Raw genomic sequence first — 19,375 nt, 5'->3', positions numbered from 1 at the left:
GGCGAGGCTTCGCCGAGTCATCCTCCCGGATGCACCATCTCTTACTTGATACCGCTTTTGTGCAGTATCAGTATCAGCAGTAAAATAAGTTTCCCGATGCATCCGTAGCTCAGCTGGATAGAGTACTCGGCTACGAACCGAGCGGTCGGAGGTTCGAATCCTCCCGGATGCACCATCTTCTCCCGGATAACAGCCAGTTTGTTGTTTCATGGTCTGCGAGAGTATCGCGAGTACCAGGGGGGATAGCGTTGCGCCAGCAACGGCCCGAACCGCGAGGCTTCGCCGAGTCATCTTCCCGGATGCACCATTTTTTTCTTTTCCTTACTCCTTTGCATTCATCTCCTGAACAATCCTCAGCATCGTCGTCAGCGACAAAATCCAGCAATTACGATAAAGTAACGTCTGTTTATTTGCCGGTGAGAGCGCTATGTACGAACGTTATGCGGGTCTGATTTTCGATATGGATGGTACCCTTCTGGATACTGAACCGACGCACCGTAAGGCGTGGGTTGAAGTATTAGGTCGTTACGGTATGCATTTTGATCTTCAGGCGATGATTGCCCTTAACGGCTCAGCCACATGGCGTATTGCTCAGTCCATTATTGAGTTGAATCATGCGGATCTCGATCCTCACGCGTTAGCCCGTGAAAAAACCGACGCGGTAAAAATCATGCTCCTCGACAGCGTCGAGCCGTTGCCGCTGGTTGAGGTGGTAAAAGCGTGGCATGGTCGTCGCCCGATGTCCGTCGGAACCGGCAGTGAAAGCGCAGTAGCGGAAGCGCTGCTGGCTCATCTGGGGCTGCGTCGCTATTTTGATGCCGTCGTTGCTGCCGATCATGTCCAGCACCATAAACCCGCGCCAGATACTTTCCTGCTTTGTGCGGAGCGTATGGGCGTGCCTCCGGCGCAGTGCGTGGTATTTGAAGATGCGGACTTTGGTATCCAGGCAGCACGCGCCGCCGGAATGGATGCTGTGGACGTTCGACTCCTGTGAGTGACGGACTGTCGCTCCTTTCATTGTTCGCCAGCAGTTTCCTCAGCGCTACGCTGTTGCCCGGCAACTCGGAAGTCGTTCTGATTGCCATGTTACTGGCCGGACTCAGTCATCCCTGGGTCTTAGTTTTAACAGCAACAATGGGTAATAGCCTTGGAGGGTTAACTAACGTTATCCTTGGGCGTTTCTTCCCGCTGCGCAAGACATCGCGCTGGCAGGAGAAAGCCACAGGCTGGCTTAAACGCTATGGCGCGGTCACACTATTATTAAGCTGGATGCCGGTTGTGGGTGATTTACTGTGCCTGTTAGCGGGATGGATGCGCCTCTCGTGGGGGCCGGTGCTCTTTTTTTTATGCCTTGGCAAAGCGCTGCGTTATATTGTCGTCGCGGCTGCTACCGTTCAGGGCATTACCTGGTGGCACTAATTGTGCCTGGGGATTAGCCTTTAGGTTAACCACTACAATTATGCTAATTAATACGATTTTGACAGGCGGGAGGTCAATTTGATCCCGGACGTATCACAGGCTTTGGCCTGGCTGGAAAAGCATCCTCAGGCATTACAGGGGATACAGCGCGGGCTGGAGCGCGAGACATTGCGCGTGAATGCGGATGGCACGTTGGCGACAACGGGGCATCCTGAAGCGTTAGGCTCAGCGCTGACGCATAAATGGATTACCACGGATTTCGCGGAAGCGCTGCTGGAGTTTATCACACCGGTAGACGGCGATATCCAGCATATGCTGACCTTCATGCGTGACCTGCATCGTTATACCGCCAGAAATATGGGTGATGAGCGCATGTGGCCACTGAGCATGCCTTGCTACATTGCCGAAGGTCAGGACATTGAACTGGCGCAATATGGCACTTCAAATATTGGTCGTATGAAAACGCTGTACCGTGAAGGGTTGAAAAACCGTTACGGTGCGTTGATGCAAACTATTTCCGGTGTGCACTACAACTTTTCACTGCCGATGGCATTCTGGCAGGCGAAATGTGGCGTAGTGGAAGGCGAAGAGGCAAAAGAGAAAATCTCTGCCGGCTATTTCCGCCTGATCCGTAACTATTACCGCTTTGGCTGGGTCATTCCTTATTTGTTTGGTGCGTCCCCGGCGATTTGCGCTTCCTTCCTGCAGGGCAAACCGACCACGCTGCCGTTTGAGAAAACCGACTGCGGAATGTACTACCTGCCGTACGCGACCTCGCTGCGACTGAGCGATCTGGGTTATACCAATAAGTCGCAAAGCAATCTCGGAATTACGTTTAACGATCTCTACGAGTATGTGGCAGGATTGAAGCGGGCGATTAAAACGCCTTCTGAAGAGTATGCGGCAGTAGGGCTGGAAAAAGACGGTAAGCGTCTGCAAATCAACAGCAACGTGCTGCAGATTGAAAATGAGCTGTACGCGCCGATTCGTCCGAAACGCGTTACGCGTAGCGGTGAGTCGCCTTCAGATGCGCTTCTGCGTGGCGGTATCGAATACATCGAAGTCCGCTCGCTGGATATTAATCCGTTCTCGCCAATTGGCGTGGACGAGCAACAGGTGCGTTTCCTTGACCTGTTTATGGTCTGGTGTGTGCTGGCCGATGCACCGGAGATGAGCAGCAGTGAGCTGCTATGTACGCGTACCAACTGGAATCGGGTGATTCTGGAAGGGCGTAAGCCGGGCCTGACGTTAGGGATTGGTTGTGAAACTGCACAGTTCCCGCTGCCCGAAGTGGGTAAAGATCTGTTCCGCGATCTGAAGCGTGTGGCACAAACGCTGGACAGCATCCACGGCGGAGAGGATTATCAGAAAGTCTGTGACGAACTGGTTGCCTGCTTTGATAACCCGGAATTAACGTTCTCTGCACGTATTCTGCGGTCTATGATTGATACGGGTATTGGCGGTACGGGCAGGGCGCTGGGCGAAGCTTACCGCAATCTGCTGCGTGAAGAGCCGCTGGAAATTTTGCAGGAAGAAGACTTTGTGGCTGAACGTGACGCCTCAAAACGTCGTCAGCGCGAAGTTGAAGCGGCAGATTCGGAACCGTTTGACAGCTGGCTGGCAAAGCAGCAGGCCTGACAGAAAAGAAAAAGGCCACTCGGGAGTGGCCAAAATTTCATCTCTGAAAACAGGGATGATGATAACAAATGCGCGTCTTTCATATACTCAGACTCGCACCGGAACAAAGAGTTCAGTTTATTTATAAAAAATTATCGGAGGTGGCTAAATGCCGTTGTTAGATAGCTTCACTGTCGATCATACCCGGATGGAAGCACCTGCAGTCCGTGTGGCGAAAACGATGAACACTCCACACGGTGACGCCATCACCGTGTTTGATCTGCGTTTCTGCATTCCAAATAAAGAGGTGATGCCGGAGAAAGGGATTCACACGCTGGAGCATCTGTTCGCAGGCTTTATGCGTAATCACCTCAACGGTAACGGCGTCGAGATTATCGATATCTCCCCGATGGGTTGCCGTACCGGTTTCTATATGAGCCTGATAGGTACGCCGGATGAGCAGCGCGTGGCAGATGCATGGAAAGCGGCGATGGCCGACGTGCTGAAAGTTCAGGATCAGAATCAGATCCCGGAACTGAACGTCTACCAGTGCGGTACATATCAGATGCACTCCCTGAGTGAAGCACAGGATATCGCGCGTCATATTCTGGAGCGCGACGTTCGCGTCAACAGCAATGAAGAGCTGGCGCTGCCAAAAGAGAAGTTGCAGGAACTGCATATCTAGTTAGTGCTGTAGCCGGACAGAGGTGGCTCTGTCCGGTTTGTTCACTCATCTCTCACCTGATATTCCACGCAGTGCGCTTCATCAGACTGAGGTACTTCCAGCTTTGACGCCATTCTCATTATAACCGCGTCCGGAACCGCATATTGGCGGTTTGCATTTTGCTGCTTCCATTGCGCCCATGGAACTTCAATGTAGACAATTTTTACCCGTGCACCGTAGGCAGTAAAAAGGTCGATGAGCTGGCTTCGTAGCTGTCGGGTAATATTGGTCGCATTCCAGACAAAAGCCGTTTTTTGTCGCAGCAAAGCCCGTGCATCTTCTTTTGCCTGCTGGACGACGCGACCGGTTGCCGACCTGTCTTCCGGGCTAACACCAAGGCGACGGCGGGTATCATCAAGACTCACTACCGGTATGCCGGGACAGTGTTCGCTGATATAGCGATCCTTACCCATTCCGGGCAGCGCACTCATTATAATCACTTCAAAGCTTTCTGTTTCCCAGGGGATGAAATCGGCTGAACTGTTCGAATGCGTCAGATAATGCCAGCGAGCCGCATCGGAAACGAAGTGACGGGCATGTCCCCAGCACTGTTGTTCCTGACAGAAAAGCTCAAACAGGGCGATCCGGTCGAGCATCTCCTCCCTATCCTGACAGCGTCGCCCTTCTATATCGGCACGGGCGAGCAGCGTCAGCAGGCGGGTGTCAATCCGCATAGCCGCGCTAAGCAGCAGGCGCTCAGGGGCGGGACGTTCGAGTAGCCACAACGGCAGTCCGTGCAGGCGAACCAGCGCCGCGATTTGCTCACGCAGAATAAAGGGTGTGGGAATATCTCGCCACAGGATCTGCCGTGTCGTGAGTTCACCTTTGCGCGCATGGCCCAATGACTGGATGCGACCGTGTTCATCACGCTGCGTGGTGCTGCGCTTTTCCACATCGTGTAGCAGCGCCGCAGCCCATAGCAGCTCTTGTTGCTGTGGTGAGCATCGCTGAAAGTCAGGCATGGTTGATAGCGCGTTGAGCACCATTTCAGTATGAATGCCAACGTCCCCCTCGGCATGATGGACGGGATCCTGTGGTACATCGTGCATCTCTTCTACCCAGCGGAATTGTTGTCGCAGCGCCGACCAGCTTTTGTCACCAGTAAGCTGCCAGATCATAACTGGCCTCCAAAGGCAAATTCATGGGCCAGACGAGCCCGTCGCCAGTTGCGCTTCCAGTGTTCCGTTGTTTTGACATGATTCTTACGGACAAACTTAAACACTTGGTGGGCGAAATCATCCACAGGAAATTCGTTGCGATTACGGCTCACGATGCCTTCAAGGGTGCAGGGCTGACCGGCCTGGATATCCCATGGGTCGAACGCGCCGCGTCCGTTGGTTAGCGCAAGAAATTCTCGCTGCCACGCTTTTTCATCCTGACCAGGCTGCGGTCCTGGGATTTCCGGGACGCAGGGAAAATCAAACAGCGCGGCATAGAACTGCACTTCTTCCCAGCTTAGCCACATATCCTGGCAGCGGATGGCAAACAGGAAAAAGTCCTGCTCCAGCGCGTGATATTCAATCGAGTGGACGGCATAGAGGTTCTCGCCGAAAAGCTCTAAATCGCCAAGATCGTTTTTTAGCAATTGCCAGCGCTGGCGAATTTTATGCGTCCACGCGGATTGCGTTGGGGCTGCATGAGAGCGGGCAAAAACGCCGTGGCGATTCAGGCAGTTATTTTCACCATCCAGCTTTTCGGTGTGCACCAGTAGAGGAATAACCTGCAAATCTCGCCAGTAGTCGGCGTTGATACGGTCATCGCTAGTAGTGCCGGGGGAGAAAGGATAGTGCCAGGTTCTCCCGTATTTTCGTTGCGTATTCATGATAATTCATTATTTATGTTGTTATAAAGTTACGCCCGCGGGGAGGCGAGTTGTGAGGTTAACGGGTTTAAAGGGATAGTGTGAATTTCACCCATCAAGGCGAGGGTGTAGATAAAGAGGATTGACAACCTGAGCGAAGCGCTCAGAACCGGCTAGTTGTTAATGGAAGTATTTGGGGCGGCGTAAAGATACACCTCTTATGATGATAAAACAACCACCTGCATTTTCAGGCAATAAAAAAGGGATCCGCGGATCCCTTTAAATCAAACCTTAGTGCGCGCCACCACCGCCACCGCCCGCACCAAATGGGGGTTTGGCGAACCAGACCAGACCGAGCAACACCAGGAAGATCCCCGCCGACATCCAGAAGATCTCGTTGGCTGAAATAATCAGCCCCTGATTCGTTATCTGCTGGGCTATCCAGCCAGACGCCTGTTGCTGCGTCATGCCCAGTCCCTGTAGCTGATCGTACATTGCCTGCGCATTCGGGTTATACGGATTCACCGACTCGGTTAACTGTGCATGGTGCATCGATTCCCGGTTGGTCCACATGGTGGTGGTGATCGATGTCCCGATTGACCCCGCCAGCGTTCGCGTAAAGTTAGACAAACTCGATGCCGCCGCCAGACGCTCAGGCGGTAAGCCAGACAGCGTGATGGTTGTTAGCGGCATAAAGAAGCACGCCACCGCGAAGCCCTGAATAAACTGTGGCCAGGCGGAGGCGCCGAAGTCCATTCCCGGTTCAAACGTCCACGCGCGCCAGTAAAAGCAGACGGCATACATAATAAAGCTGAACGTCACCAGCCTGCGCATATCCAGCTTATGGGCAAAGCGGCCAATAATCGGCGACAGGATCACCGGAATAATCCCCACCGGCGCGGACGCCAGACCCGCCCACGTCGCGGTATAGCCGTAAACCTCCTGCAAAAGCTGAGGTAGCAGAACAATAGCCCCGAAGTACAGCATATAAGCCAGACTGATACACAAACAGCCGATGGTAAAGTTTCGCGACTTAAACAGTGAGAGATCGACAATGGGGTTATCGTCGGTAAGCTCCCAGACAATCAGGAAGCTAATGGCGACCACCGCCACCACGGTCAGAATGATGATCTCCTGTGAGGCGAACCAGTCCAGCTCTTTCCCCCGGTCGAGCATAATCTGCAGGCTACCGATCCCAATGACCAGCAGCGCCAGCCCGATGGCGTCAATCCGCCGCTGTTCCGTGCGTGTTTCGCGTCCACGCAGGGTTTGCAGCGTCATCAGAACGACGGCAATACCGATCGGCACGTTGATAAAGAAAATCCAGCCCCAGTGATAGTTATCGCTGATATAGCCGCCCAGAATCGGGCCGCAAATCGGCGCGACAATCACTGTCATCGACCACAGCGCCAGCGCGATAGAGCGCTTTGCCGGAGGGTAGTTATTGAGTAGCAGACTTTGCGAAAGCGGGATCAGCGGCCCGGCAACCACCCCCTGAACGACGCGGAAGAAGATCAGCATGTTCAGACTACTGGAGACGCCGCACGCCCAGGAGGCGATGGCAAACGCCACCGTTGACCACATGAAGAGCTTCACTTCCCCAACGCGCTTTGCCAGCCAGCCGGTAATGGGAATCGAGATGGCGTTCGCCACCCCGAAAGAGGTGATCACCCACGTCCCCTGGCTCAGCGATGAGCCCAGGTTCCCGGCGATCGTAGGGATCGCCACGTTAGCAATGGTGGAGTCCAGCACCTGCATGAATGTCGCCAGCGACAGCGCAATCGTCATAATGACGAGCTGCGCGCCCTCCAGCGGTTTTTGCTGTTGCATCACACGCACCTCAGATTAGCCTGCGTTGGCCTGCACAATCTCTTCGATCAGTTTATTGACCGGGGCAAGGCTGATTTCACGGGCGTTACTCTCAGACACCGGCGTAGTGCGCACCTGGCTGGCGAGCACCTGACCGTCGCGGTTCGCGGTATCGACGGTGACGAGCGTCGATAAACCAATCCGCAACGGATGTTGCGCCAGCTGCTGTGCATCCAGTTCGATACGTACAGGCAGACGCTGAACCACTTTGATCCAGTTACCGGTTGCGTTCTGTGCTGGCAGCAGTGAGAAGGCGCTACCGGTCCCCATATCAAGACCGACCACTTTACCGGTGTACTTAACATCATCGCCGTAGATATCACTGATCACCGTTGCCGGTTGGCCGATGCGCATATGGGCAAGCTGCGTCTCTTTGAAGTTAGCATCAACCCACAGATTGGTGGCCGGAACCACAGCCATCAGCGGCGTGGTAGGGCTGATCTGCGCGCCAGGCTGCACGGCGCGGCGCGACACGTAGCCGGTCATTGGGCTGACGATCTTCGTTCGCTCGAGCGCCAGCCAGGCGTTACGCACTTCGGTGGCGGCCTGTTGGACGGCGGGCTGATCTTCCAGCTTGCTGTCGAGAATCATCGCCTGATTAGCATTGTATTGCTGAATGGCAACATCAAGCTGCGCCTGAGCGCTGGCCACGGCATCCCGTGCGTGTTGCAGCTCTTCACGACCAATCAGATTGGCGTTACCCAGTGGTACGCGACGGTTAAAATCGCTTTGCGCCTGGGCAAGGGCCGTTTTCTGCACCGCAATGTTCGCCTGCAACTGTTTGCTGTTGATCATTAACTGATGCGTCTGACGGACGCTGGAGGCCAGCGCGGTCTTCGCTTTTTCAAATGCCTGTCTGGCATCCGTCTGATCGAGCGTGACGAGAACGTCACCCTGTTTAACAAAATCAGTGTTATCCGCCCAGACTTTCGTCACGCTGCCGGATACCTGTGCCATGATTTGAACCTGGTTCCCTGCCACGTACGCATCATCGGTCTCTTCGACATGACGCAGTACCAAAAACCAATAAATCCCATATGCCACGGCAATAACGATAAAGAGCAAGGTCAGGAGGAGTAGCGTACTTTTACGTTTGCTTTTCTTCTTAACCGGTTGCTGCGGGGTTTGGGTCTCCGCATTTGCGCTCATGTTGTTCTCCACGATCTTATTTTTTCGTCGGCTGAGCCGAGCTGTTTATCAGAAAGGCCAGCACGTTCAAGTGCTGGCCAGTCAGTTTTCTTTGGTAATCTGGATTATTGAGCGAGTCGACGCGTTAGCTCAGCGCCTCAAGGATAGCACCCTCCTGGTCCATCTGATCGAGACGCGTCAGAAGCTTACGAGTGATGTGCTCAAGCTGTTCTTTTTCTGCAGTGTTAAGAGCGGACCACAGTTGATGCAGGCAGTTATGCTGCGGCGGTAATACTTCGCGCAAAAATGCATGGCCTTTATCGGTTAACTGCAGATGCAGGCAACGACGATCGTTGTCGCTTTCATGGCGCTCGATCCAACCGCGCTTTTCCAGCTCATCAGCGATACGTGTCGCGTTAGTACGGGATGATCCCAGGGCACAGCTCAGTTCAGAAGGCTGAATGCTGTGGTTTTCCTGAGACTCCAGCGTAATCAACGCCATAAACAACGTCTCGTTAATCCCTTGAGCTTTCAGCATTTTATTGCGGTTATCCAGCAGTTTTCCTTGCATATGCATGCAAAGACGAGTCAGCAGGATTTCCTGATACGGAAAATCCTCGTGGCGGCTGGCGCGAAATTTTAGCATTTGTTCAATGGGCGTAAACGAACTATCCATTTGGGCATGACCTCATTAATTTCAGCCGATATAGTAACGACAGTGACAAATAAAGTAAATGTATTATTAAATTAAAATGATTTTTCCAACCTATAAAACCGCCAACATTTTCCACGCTAATCCATAGGCCAGAGCACTTAATAGCGTAGGAATGATGATACTGCGCGTTTTATAAAAACTAGCACCCAGTACAGCAAAGCCCACGAGCGTCGGCACGAAGCGACTGGCATCGTGCATGACCTCAGGGGCCGTTGACACAACCAGCAGGGCGCAAATTGATGCAATGCCGATGGTGTCGAGTAAAACGCCGGTTGCACCACGCTTGCCTGGACGGGTATTTCCCATCTTCAGACGCAGCGGTAAATAGCGAAACCCATAATTTACACAGCCGACCAGCAATCCGAGCAGCAGCACCTCATAGCGCATCGGGAACTCCTTGCCAGAAAGCCTGAATCAGCGCGGTCAGGCAACCACACACAATCCCCGCCAGAATCGCGGCGGGGATGGAAAACAGCGTCACGCCCGCCAGTGCGCCCGCTAAGGCGGCGGTCACGCACAGGGACTGTTTACGCTGGAATGACGCCAGCAGAAAACTCATAAACAGCGCGGGGAGCATAAAACCGAGCGCCGCTTCGACCGCCGGGAATCCTTTCAATAAACCGCTGCCGGAAAAGGCGCCGAGTACGGTTCCCAGCACCCAGGAGGCCCAGGAGCAAAACGCGATGCCAATCATCCAGTTCTCGCTCCAGCGACGGTTATCCCGCACCAGCTTTGCAGTGGCAGCGGCAAAGACTTCGTCGGTGAGACCAAACGCCCACAGGGCGGTTTTCGGTTTACTGAGTTTCTGGGCGATACGACTGCGCAGGGAAGGACCGTATAAAACATGGCGTACATCCATCGCCATAACGGTCAGGGCGGCAACCCATAATGTGCTGCCTGCGGCGAGCATGGTTGTGATAACGAACTGGCTGGCACCGGCATAAATAATGCAGGAGAAAAACACGCTCTCAACCGGGCTAAACCCGAGACGGGTGGCATTGAGACCAAATGCAAAGGCAACAGGAATATAGCTGATGACGATGGGTAAGCTGTCTTTGAATCCTTCCGCACAGGTAGCCGGAGGGGTATTGGGCAGAGATGCGGGCCTTTCCATAGAGTTTTGCGCGTTATCACCAATGTTAAAATTATCAGGGTTAATAATCTCTATCACCTTAACAGACTGGGGGGCTCCTTAACACCCTCAGGAGCCCAAACGCTTGCCGGGCGCTTAAATTGCAGCGTCTTGTCGGTGAAATCCTCGCCACCAGACCAGCAGGTTCAGTACGGCAACGGTCGTCCCTGCCAGACAAACGCCCAGCCATCCGGCATGCTGCCAGGCCGAGGCGGAGATCAATGACCCTGCTGCCCCGCCGATAAAGTAACTGGTCATATACCCGGCGGTCAGACGGTTTCGGGCCTCCGGATACAAACGGTAAATCACCGTCTGATTAGTGATGTGAACCCCCTGAACGGTAAGATCCAGAACCAGAATCCCCACAATCAGCGCCAGTACTGAGGTGTGTCCCAACCAGATAGCGAGCCAGGAAAGCAGTAATAGCAGCAGGCCATAGGTCGTGGTGAGGTGAGAATGTCCTTTATCCGCAAAACCGCCAGCCGGACGCGCGCCGAGTGCACCAGCGGCACCCGCCAGCCCAAACAGGCCAATCATCCCTTCAGAATAGTTAAACGGCGGGGCGGCCAGTAAAAAGGCCATTGACGTCCAGAGAATGCTGAAATTGGCGAAGGTCAGGCAGCCCAGCAGTGCACGCGTGCGCAGCAGTTTATCGCGGGTAAACAAACTGAATACCGAACCCAGCAACTGCGGGTAGTTCAGGTGGGTGTCTGACTTCACCTTTGGCAAGCCGCGCCACAGCGCGATAGCCATCAGCGCCATCAATACGGAGGCGACCCAGAAGACAGTGCGCCAACCGCCGAGATTCGCCAGCAGTCCCGCCACGGTTCGCGCCAGCAAAATGCCCAGCAGCAGGCCGCTCATGATGGTCCCGACCACTTTGCCGCGTTTATCCGGCGTGGCAAGCGTCGCCGCCAACGGCACCAGAATCTGTGCAACCACGGAAAAAAGTCCGGTCAGCGCCGTACCGAGGATCATCATCGCCAGCGACTGACTGCTGGCGGTAATCAGCATCCCGCCCGCCGCCAGCAGCGTCATGGAGACGATCAGCGTCCGGCGTTCAAACATATCGCCAAGCGGAACCAGAAACAGTAAACCGGCGGCGTAGCCAAGCTGAGCGGCGGTGACGATAAACCCCGCTGAACTGGCAGAAAGTAAGAAGTGGCGTGCGATGGTTTCGAGCAGTGGCTGTGCATAATAGTTGCTGGCGACGGCCAGACCGGTAGCCACTGACATGAGAACGATCAGTGCCGGGCTCAGCCCGTGAGAGGTTTTTGTCATTATGTTCGCAATCGTGAGTCAGGTGATGATTTCTTTGGGAATCAATCATAGCGGACATTTATGAATGTTGGGGATTTGTTGCGTGCCGGTTTGTGCGATCAGGGGAGGGAACGGAGGGAGCTGGCCGGGAACCGCGTTCCCGGCTATCGTATGCCAGATAAGCGCATCGCGCGCCATCCGGCATTCAGGAGGCAATTACTTCTGCGCCGCCAGCGCGTCGTTCACCCAGCCGTCAAACTGCTGCTGGTGGGCTTTGATCCAGCCGTCAACATGACCCTGAACGTCAGCTTCCGACGCTTTGCCCTCATGCATCATCGCGTTTTGCGCGTTAATGTCCGCCAGCGGCAGTTTCATGATGGCAAACAGTTTCGCCGCCGCCGGGTTTTTCTCTGCCCAGGCCTTGTTGGCAACGATGTGCATGGTGTTTACCGGGAAGCCATAGTTCGCGCCATTCGGCAGTTTAGTATCGATATCTTTCTGTTCGCCCGGCAGTGAGGAGAACGGCACCTGTAACCAGACCACATCTTTACCTGGCTTCATCACGTCGCTCACCCAGTAAGGCGTCCAGGTGTAATACAGAATTGGTTTACCTTCTTTAAAGCGGGTGATGGTATCGGCCATCATCGCTGCATAGTTACCGTGGCTGACGTCGACGGTTTTTTCCAGATCAAACGCTTTGTTCTGGTGGTTAATCACGGCTTCACAGCCCCAGCCTGGTGAGCAGCCCATCATGTCCGCTTTACCGTCGCCGTTGGTGTCGAAGATTTTAGCGATGTTGGGGTCTTTTAACTGGGCGATATTAGTGATTTTGTACTGCTCAGCGGTTTTCTTATCGATCAGGTAACCCTGCGCAGCCCCGGTGACGAATGTGCCTTCGCGGTAAAACTTCTTGTCCCCGCCTGCCGCAGAAAACATATCGTCGTGCAGCGGCTGCCAGTTGACGGCGGTAAAGGTAGCGTCACCGGAGGCAATAGAGATGTAGCCCACGTTATAGTCGACTTCGCTCGGTTTATTGACGGTGTAACCCAATTTCTCCAGCGCGCGGCTCACCAGCAGCGTCTGAAAGGTTTCTTCGGTGATGGTGCTCTGTACCGGTTGGACGGTAATGCCTTTGCCTGGCAGGTCGGCAGCGAAAGCGCTGGTAGAGACAAGGGTGGCAAACGCTGTGGCAATCATGATTTTCTGTCGCATCGTTGTTCCTTAATTATTGGAGGGACGTGTAGGCCCGGTAAGCGCAGCGCCACCGGGCAACAGGTGAATTACTTAATGAAAGGGCGCGTAACGAGCCCGACAGGACCGGTGGTGTACCAGCGACGGTTACCGCGGCTGCGTGAGTCGCGACCCACGGCCTGAGTCAGACGATCCAGAATGATGGCGAGGATCACAATGCCGACCCCGCCGACGGTGGCCAGTCCCATATCGAGACGACCGATACCGCGCAGTACCATCTGGCCCAGACCACCGACGGCAATCATGGAGGCGATCACGACCATCGAGAGCGCAAGCATGAGCGTCTGGTTGACCCCTGCCATAATGGTGGGCATCGCCAGCGGTAACTGAACTTTGAACAGCATCTGACGCGGACTGGCTCCAAATGAACGTGACGCTTCGATCAAATCAGCCGGAACCTGGTTAATCCCAAGGATCGTCAGACGCACAATCGGCGGCAACGCAAAGATGATCGTCACGACCACCCCCGGCACGTTGCCAATACCGAACAGCATCACAATCGGCACCAGATAGACGAACGCTGGTGTTGTCTGCATGGCGTCGAGCAGCGGACGAACGATCTTCGCCGCCCGTGGGCTGCGCGCCAGCCAGATCCCCATCGGCAGGCCGATTACCACGCAGAACAGCAGGGCGGTCAGCACCAGCGCCAGCGTAATCATCGCCTGCGACCAGGCGCCGATCGCGCCGATGGCAATCAGGGAAACAAGTGTTGCAACGCCCATCCCGACGCCGGAAATCTGCCAGGCGATCAGGGCGAAAACGACGAGCGCCACCGGAGCCGGCATCCCCAGCAGCAACTGCTGAAAACCGTTAAGGATGTAATCCACCGGAACACGAATGCCCTGGAAGACGGGACGAAAATGGGTAACCACCCAGTCGATCCCTTCAGTGACCCAACTGTCGAGCGGGATCAGCGTCTTATGGAACGGATCCATAATGTTGAAATGTTCAGGTGCTGGCGCAGGTGCGCTGGTCAGCCAGTCTGCGCTGCCGCTATCGGCAGGCGTCCCGGACGGCGTGCTCCAGGCGTCAGCGGATGGTGCGGCGCTTTCAGCCGCTGGTGCGGTATCCCACGGATTAGATTGATCAGCCATTGTTTGTCCCCTCGCGATCTAAAGCCTGTAGCAGCATGCGTTTTGAAATAATGCCTACATACTGTTGTTCCTCATCGACAACCGGCACCGCGCACGGCGCTTGTCCGACATGAGAGAGCAGCTCGCTAAGTGGGGTTTGTGCATCTACGGCCAGCGGCTCGTCGATTAACGCCCCTTCAATGCCCTGAGCCTGACCTAATGCCGCTTTTAATGAGTCGATGGAGACCACGCCAACAAACTTATTGCCGCGTTCGATGACGTAACCGTATTCCCGATCTTCGTCCTGTAATAATTTCAGGGCTGAACGGGGGCCAAAGCCCGGCGTTTTACGAATCAGTCCCACCGGGCTACGGCGGGCAATATCTTTCGCGCTAAAGACCTGGCTAATATCGACGCCACGGAAGAAGGTACGCACATAATCGTTCGCCGGATTATTCAGAATTTCATCCGGTGTACCGACCTGAACCACTTCGCCATTTTGCATAATGGCAATTCGGTCGCCAATACGCATCGCTTCATCAAGGTCGTGGGAAATAAAGACGACGGTGCGCTGATGTTTCGCCTGCAGTTTCACCAGTTCATCCTGCATCTCGGTACGAATTAAGGGATCGAGCGCAGAGAAGGCTTCATCCATTAATAAGATGTCAGGGTTAATGGCTAATGCTCTGGCGAGACCGACACGCTGACGCATGCCGCCGGAAAGTTCATCCGGGTAGCCGTGCGCATAATTTTCAAGTCCCACCTGGCGCAGGGCATCCAGCGCTTTTTCGCGACGTTCCTCAGCACTTACACCGGCTAATTCCATGCCGAATGCGGTATTGTCCAGAACGGTCATGTGCGGCATCAGCGCAAATGACTGGAAGACCATCGCAATCTTTTTTCTGCGCACCTCGCGGAGTTCGGCATCCGATATTTTGGCGATATCGACGCCGTCGATCAGTACCTGTCCGCGGGTGGGTTCAATCAGGCGATTGAGAAGGCGTACCATTGTGGATTTACCCGAACCGGATAATCCCATGATGACAAATATCTCGCCTTCTTCAATGGCCAGACTGGCGTCTTTAACGCCAAGCGATAGCCCTGTTTTTTCCAGAATTTGTTCTTTTGAAAGTCCTTTTTCAATATATTTGAAGGCGCGCTGTGGATGCTCTCCAAATACTTTATATAGATTTTTTACTTCTAATTTAATTGCCATGCAATAGAAAGATTCCCGTTATTTATATATATCGATATGTTACCTGATAGAAATAGTCACCTTTTTCTACCCTAACATACTGAGAATCTGAGACAACCCTGAATGTGGCATGAGGGGAAATAGTGTGGAAGGCAAATTGCCGGGACTTCCCATGATATAAGGGCTGAGAGCAAACCACGGTTGGTGAATATTTTTTGTAAGGAACACTGGAAAGGCGCCTGAATTTCGAAAATTCAGGCGAATATGACAACAGCTATTGAGTGTAGAACACCCTGAAATAGTTGGGTGAGAAAAACGTGATCTGCTTAAAATATTAACGTAAATATTGTAATGATATTCCCTATATTAATTTGTGTTAAAAATTCCAGTCTTCGTCTTCTGTTTCGACGGCTTTACCCATTACGTATGACGATCCCGAGCCAGAGAAAAAGTCGTGGTTTTCGTCGGCGTTAGGCGAAAGCGCAGCAAGTATCGCCGGGTTCACCTCCGCCATTTCCGCCGGGAACAGCGCCTCATAGCCCAGGTTCATCAACGCCTTGTTGGCGTTGTAGCAAAGGAACGCATTGACATCCTCTGCCCAGGCGGTGTCGGCATACAGTTCTTCGGTATAACGGACTTCGTTATCGTACAGTTCCATCAGCAGCTCGAGGGCAAAATCCTTCAGCTCGTCACGCTCGGATTGAGAGCGTTTTTCCAGTCCTTTCTGGTATTTATAGCCGATGTAATAGCCATGAACCGCTTCGTCACGAATGATTAGCCGGATCAGATCGGCGGTGTTGGTGAGCTTACCGCGGCTGGAGAAATACATCGGCAACCAGAAGCCGGAATAGAACAGGAAGGATTCCAGAAACACACTGGCAATCTTCTTCTTTAACGGGTCGTCGCTGGCGTAATGCGCGAGGATAATCTGCGCCTTTTGTTGTAACGGCGCATTTTCTTCGCTCCAGGCATAAGCGGCATCGACATCTTTCGTCTGGCACAGCGTAGAGAAGATGGAACTGTAGGAGCGGGCGTGCACCGCTTCCATAAAACTGATGTTCGACAGCACCGCCTCCTCATGCGGTGTCAGGGAATCTGCCATCAGCGACGGGGCTCCGGCGATATTCTGGATGGTGTCGAGCAGCGTCAGGCCGGTAAAGACGCGGATGGTCAGCTGCTGCTCGGCGGCGCTCAGGTTTTGCCACGCTGGAATATCGTTAGACAACGGTACTTTCTCCGGCAACCAGAAGTTGCTGGTCAGGCGGTTCCACACTTCGAGATCTTTGTCGTCCAGAATCTTATTCCAGTTGATGGCGCTCACGCGTGATAATGTCATACCGGTCTCCTTACAATGCGCACGAAACGCAGCCTTCTATTTCTGTACCTTCCAGCGCCAGCTGTCGCAAGCGAATGTAATATAACGACTTAATGCCTTTTCGCCAGGCGTAGATCTGCGCTTTGTTGATATCGCGGGTGGTGGCGGTATCGGGGAAAAACAGCGTCAGCGACAGGCCCTGATCGACGTGTTTAGTGGCTTCGGCGTAGGTATCAATGATTTTCTGTGCGCCGATTTCATACGCGTCCTGATACATATCCAGATTCTCATTGGTCATGAACGGAGCCGGATAGTAGACGCGCCCGGTTTTGCCCTCTTTGCGAATCTCCACTTTCGAGACAATCGGATGAATGCTCGACGTCGCATGATTGATGTAGGAGATCGAACCGGTCGGTGGCACCGCCTGTAAATTCTGGTTGTAGATGCCATAGCGCATTACTTCATCGCGCAGATACCGCCACATTTCACGCGTCGGCAGCGTGATGCCGCTACGGGCAAACAGCGCCCGGACTTTCTCGGTTTTCGGCGTCCAGTTCTGCTCCAGATACTGCGTGAAGAACTCGCCGCTGGCGTAGCGCGACTGCGCAAATCCGGCAAAGGTCTGCCCACGCTCGCGTGCCAGCAGCATCGACGTATGCAGTGCATGCCAGGTGATGGTGTAAAAGTAGAGATTGGTGAAATCCAGTCCTTCTGGCGAACCATAGGCGATGCCTTCGCGCGCCAGATAGCCGTGCAGGTTCATCTGTCCCAGTCCGATGGCGTGGGAGGCGGCATTACCGGCGACAATCGACGGGACGCTGTGGATATGGCTCATATCTGACACCGCCGTCAGCCCGCGAATCGCTGTTTCGACCGTCCGGCCAATGTCCGGAGAATCCATGGTGTGGGCAATATTCAGCGAGCCGAGGTTGCAGGAGATGTCATGCCCGGTCTGGGCGTAGTCAAGATTCTCCTCGTAGGTAGAGGCGCTGTTGACCTGCAAAATTTCCGAGCACAGGTTGCTCATATTAATGCGACCCGCAATCGGGTTGGCGCGATTCACCGTATCCTCATACATAATGTAGGGATAGCCGGATTCAAACTGAATTTCTGCCAGTGTCTGGAAAAAGTCGCGGGCGTTAATGTATTTTTTGCGCACGCGCTCGTCGGCGACCAGTTCGTCGTATCGTTCGCTTATGGCGATATCGCCGAAGGGCTTACCGTAAAGACGCTCGACGTCATACGGTGAAAACAGCGCCATCTGCGCATTCTGTTTGGCCAGGCGGAAAGTGACGTCCGGGATCACTACCCCTAGTGAGAGCGTTTTAATGCGGATCTTTTCGTCGGCGTTTTCGCGTTTAGTATCGAGGAAACGCAGAATATCCGGATGATGCGCATGCAGATAGACCGCCCCCGCCCCCTGACGTGCGCCTAGCTGGTTGGCATAGGAAAAGGCGTCTTCCAGCATCTTCATCACCGGGATCACCCCGGAGGACTGGTTTTCGATGCGCTTGATGGGCGCACCGGCTTCGCGCAGGTTAGAGAGTAAAAACGCCACGCCGCCGCCGCGTTTGGAGAGCTGAAGCGCGGAGTTCACCGCCCGACCGATCGACTCCATGTTATCTTCAATCCGCAGCAGGAAGCAGGAGACCAGTTCGCCGCGCTGCTGTTTACCGGAGTTTAAGAAGGTGGGCGTGGCGGGCTGGAAACGCCCCGAGAGCATCTCATCGGTGAGTTGTGACGCCAGCGCTTCATCCCCCTGCGCAAGTGTGAGCGCAACCATCACCACCCGGTCTTCAAAGTGTTCCAGATAGCGTTTGCCATCAAAGGTTTTCAGCGTGTAGCTGGTGTAAAACTTCCAGGCACCGAGGAAGGTCTGGAAACGAAAACCGCTGGCGTGAGCGCGGGCAAACAGCGACACCACGAAAGCGCGATCGTAGCGTGCCAGAACGCTTTCGTCGTAATACCCTTCGCGTACCAGCGTTTGCAGACGTTCCTCCTGACTGCTAAACGTGACAGAGTGGGGGCCAACATGGGCGGTAAAAAAGGCGTCGACCGCCTGCCGGTCCTTATCGAACTGAATACGGCCTGCTTTATCGTACAGATTCAGCATGGCGTTCAGTGCATGGTAATCCAGCGATTCCTGCGTTACGCGTTCTGCGGTTGTCGTTGCCAAAATTCGCTTACTCCTTTTCGAACGTTGTCGATGTCGGCGGGGGTTCCCATCAGTTCAAAACGATAGAGCCAGGGTACGGCACATTTTTGGGCGATCACTTCCCCTGCGCGACCATACGCCTCGCCGAAGTTACGATTGCCAGAGGCAATGACGCCGCGAATTAACGCCCGGTTGTGAGCATCATTTAAAAAGCGGATCACCTGTCGCGGCACTGCGCCAGCCGTGCCGCCGCCACCGTAGGAAGGCACCACCAGAATGTAGGGATCGTCTACCCGGATCCGTTCGCGTTCATTCAGCGGAATGCGAATGGCGGGCAGCCCCAGACGCTGCATAAAACGGTGCGTATTTTCGGAGCTGCTGGAGAAGTAGACGAGCGGGTTCATGCGCTGGCTACCCGAGGCTCTGGATGCAGACGGTTGATCATATCCGGACGAAATCCTGACCAACGGGTTTCGCCGGCAATGACCACCGGCAACTGGCGAAAACCTTCTGCGCGCAGGGTATCCGCTGCTTCCGGCACCAGATCGACGTTTATCATCTCAAATTCAAATCCACGGCTTTCCAGCGCCCGTTTAGTGGCGTGGCACTGAACACAATCATTTCTAGTGTAAATAGTAATGCGCATGATTCGTATTTCCATTTAAAATGAAAGAACGGCGCGATAAGACGCGTCGGTTTGGGTGTGTACTGATAGAGGGAA

19 protein-coding genes and 1 tRNA gene are annotated in these 19,375 nt (G+C 54.1%); 5 read left to right on the top strand and 15 right to left on the bottom strand.

The features are described 5' to 3' along the window. The first annotated feature begins 98 nt into the window (after positions 1–98). From AOY24_RS15675 to luxS, 5 genes are all read left to right on the top strand, one after another. Positions 99–175: transfer RNA gene (locus tag AOY24_RS15675), tRNA-Arg, on the top strand. Positions 176–427: 252 nt separating this feature from the next. Continuing rightward, on the top strand, positions 428–994 hold the full coding sequence (yqaB, locus tag AOY24_RS15670) for a fructose-1-phosphate/6-phosphogluconate phosphatase (RefSeq protein WP_042999618.1): 567 nt from the start codon (positions 428–430) through the stop codon (positions 992–994). Further along, a complete protein-coding gene (locus AOY24_RS15665; protein ID WP_042999619.1) occupies positions 991–1,419 on the top strand; it encodes a YqaA family protein in 429 nt (142 codons plus the stop codon). Before yqaB ends, AOY24_RS15665 begins: the two co-directional genes overlap by 4 nt. 78 nt (positions 1,420–1,497) lie before the next feature. Continuing rightward, positions 1,498–3,057 (top strand): glutamate--cysteine ligase, encoded by a 1,560-nt coding sequence (gshA, locus tag AOY24_RS15660; RefSeq protein ID WP_042999620.1) that lies wholly within the window; start codon positions 1,498–1,500, stop codon positions 3,055–3,057. A gap of 148 nt (positions 3,058–3,205) precedes the next feature. Continuing rightward, positions 3,206–3,721, top strand: a complete 516-nt coding sequence (gene luxS / locus AOY24_RS15655; RefSeq protein WP_003037312.1) for an S-ribosylhomocysteine lyase — start codon at positions 3,206–3,208, stop codon at positions 3,719–3,721. A 41-nt stretch (positions 3,722–3,762) separates the two neighbouring features. On the opposite strand, the gene AOY24_RS15650 is transcribed toward luxS, so the two are convergent. The 15 genes from AOY24_RS15650 to nrdH all read right to left on the bottom strand — a co-directional run bounded on the left by AOY24_RS15650 (position 3,763) and on the right by nrdH (position 19,300). Further along, complete coding sequence (locus AOY24_RS15650; RefSeq protein WP_054176942.1) at positions 3,763–4,878, bottom strand: ATP-binding protein; 1,116 nt, start codon at positions 4,876–4,878, stop codon at positions 3,763–3,765. Continuing rightward, complete coding sequence (locus AOY24_RS15645; RefSeq protein WP_042999622.1) at positions 4,875–5,582, bottom strand: RNA ligase family protein; 708 nt, start codon at positions 5,580–5,582, stop codon at positions 4,875–4,877. Before AOY24_RS15645 ends, AOY24_RS15650 begins: the two co-directional genes overlap by 4 nt. Before the next feature lie 270 nt (positions 5,583–5,852). After that, complete coding sequence (gene emrB / locus AOY24_RS15640) at positions 5,853–7,391, bottom strand: multidrug efflux MFS transporter permease subunit EmrB (protein WP_042999623.1); 1,539 nt, start codon at positions 7,389–7,391, stop codon at positions 5,853–5,855. A 15-nt stretch (positions 7,392–7,406) separates the two neighbouring features. Next, positions 7,407–8,579: a multidrug efflux MFS transporter periplasmic adaptor subunit EmrA gene (emrA, locus tag AOY24_RS15635; protein ID WP_044266594.1), complete on the bottom strand. Its 1,173-nt coding sequence runs from the start codon at positions 8,577–8,579 to the stop codon at positions 7,407–7,409. Between the two features lie 124 nt (positions 8,580–8,703). Next, positions 8,704–9,234: a transcriptional repressor MprA gene (gene mprA / locus AOY24_RS15630; protein WP_042999625.1), complete on the bottom strand. Its 531-nt coding sequence runs from the start codon at positions 9,232–9,234 to the stop codon at positions 8,704–8,706. A 90-nt stretch (positions 9,235–9,324) separates the two neighbouring features. Next, complete coding sequence (gene ygaH / locus AOY24_RS15625) at positions 9,325–9,660, bottom strand: L-valine transporter subunit YgaH (protein WP_042326037.1); 336 nt, start codon at positions 9,658–9,660, stop codon at positions 9,325–9,327. After that, positions 9,650–10,387: an AzlC family ABC transporter permease gene (locus tag AOY24_RS15620; RefSeq protein WP_043001836.1), complete on the bottom strand. Its 738-nt coding sequence runs from the start codon at positions 10,385–10,387 to the stop codon at positions 9,650–9,652. The genes ygaH and AOY24_RS15620 overlap by 11 nt, the downstream gene beginning before the upstream one ends. Positions 10,388–10,501: 114 nt before the next feature. After that, on the bottom strand, positions 10,502–11,686 hold the full coding sequence (locus AOY24_RS15615) for an MFS transporter (protein WP_042999626.1): 1,185 nt from the start codon (positions 11,684–11,686) through the stop codon (positions 10,502–10,504). A 195-nt stretch (positions 11,687–11,881) separates the two neighbouring features. Next, on the bottom strand, positions 11,882–12,877 hold the full coding sequence (proX, locus tag AOY24_RS15610; protein ID WP_054176941.1) for a glycine betaine/L-proline ABC transporter substrate-binding protein ProX: 996 nt from the start codon (positions 12,875–12,877) through the stop codon (positions 11,882–11,884). A 68-nt stretch (positions 12,878–12,945) separates the two neighbouring features. Further along, positions 12,946–14,010, bottom strand: coding sequence for a glycine betaine/L-proline ABC transporter permease ProW (gene proW, locus AOY24_RS15605; RefSeq protein WP_054176940.1), 1,065 nt, complete (start codon positions 14,008–14,010; stop codon positions 12,946–12,948). After that, positions 14,003–15,205, bottom strand: a complete 1,203-nt coding sequence (proV, locus tag AOY24_RS15600; protein WP_042999629.1) for a glycine betaine/L-proline ABC transporter ATP-binding protein ProV — start codon at positions 15,203–15,205, stop codon at positions 14,003–14,005. The genes proW and proV overlap by 8 nt, the downstream gene beginning before the upstream one ends. A gap of 355 nt (positions 15,206–15,560) precedes the next feature. Next, positions 15,561–16,520 carry a class 1b ribonucleoside-diphosphate reductase subunit beta gene (gene nrdF, locus AOY24_RS15595; RefSeq protein WP_054176939.1) on the bottom strand — a complete coding sequence of 320 codons (960 nt, stop codon included), beginning with the start codon at positions 16,518–16,520 and terminating at the stop codon, positions 15,561–15,563. A gap of 10 nt (positions 16,521–16,530) precedes the next feature. Next, positions 16,531–18,675 (bottom strand): class 1b ribonucleoside-diphosphate reductase subunit alpha, encoded by a 2,145-nt coding sequence (gene nrdE / locus AOY24_RS15590; RefSeq protein ID WP_054176938.1) that lies wholly within the window; start codon positions 18,673–18,675, stop codon positions 16,531–16,533. Further along, positions 18,648–19,058, bottom strand: a complete 411-nt coding sequence (gene nrdI / locus AOY24_RS15585) for a class Ib ribonucleoside-diphosphate reductase assembly flavoprotein NrdI (protein WP_042999632.1) — start codon at positions 19,056–19,058, stop codon at positions 18,648–18,650. Before nrdI ends, nrdE begins: the two co-directional genes overlap by 28 nt. Continuing rightward, entirely contained in the window at positions 19,055–19,300 is a 246-nt protein-coding gene (nrdH, locus tag AOY24_RS15580) for a glutaredoxin-like protein NrdH (protein ID WP_044266583.1), read from the bottom strand. Before nrdH ends, nrdI begins: the two co-directional genes overlap by 4 nt. Positions 19,301–19,375: the final 75 nt, after the last annotated feature.

Origin of the sequence: Citrobacter sp. CtB7.12 (assembly GCF_001297795.1) — a bacterium.
Taxonomy (GTDB): Bacteria; Pseudomonadota; Gammaproteobacteria; order Enterobacterales; family Enterobacteriaceae; genus Citrobacter_A; species Citrobacter_A amalonaticus.
The sequence above is the reverse complement of the archived record's forward strand: the minus strand, read 5'-3'. Positions and strand labels throughout refer to the sequence as shown.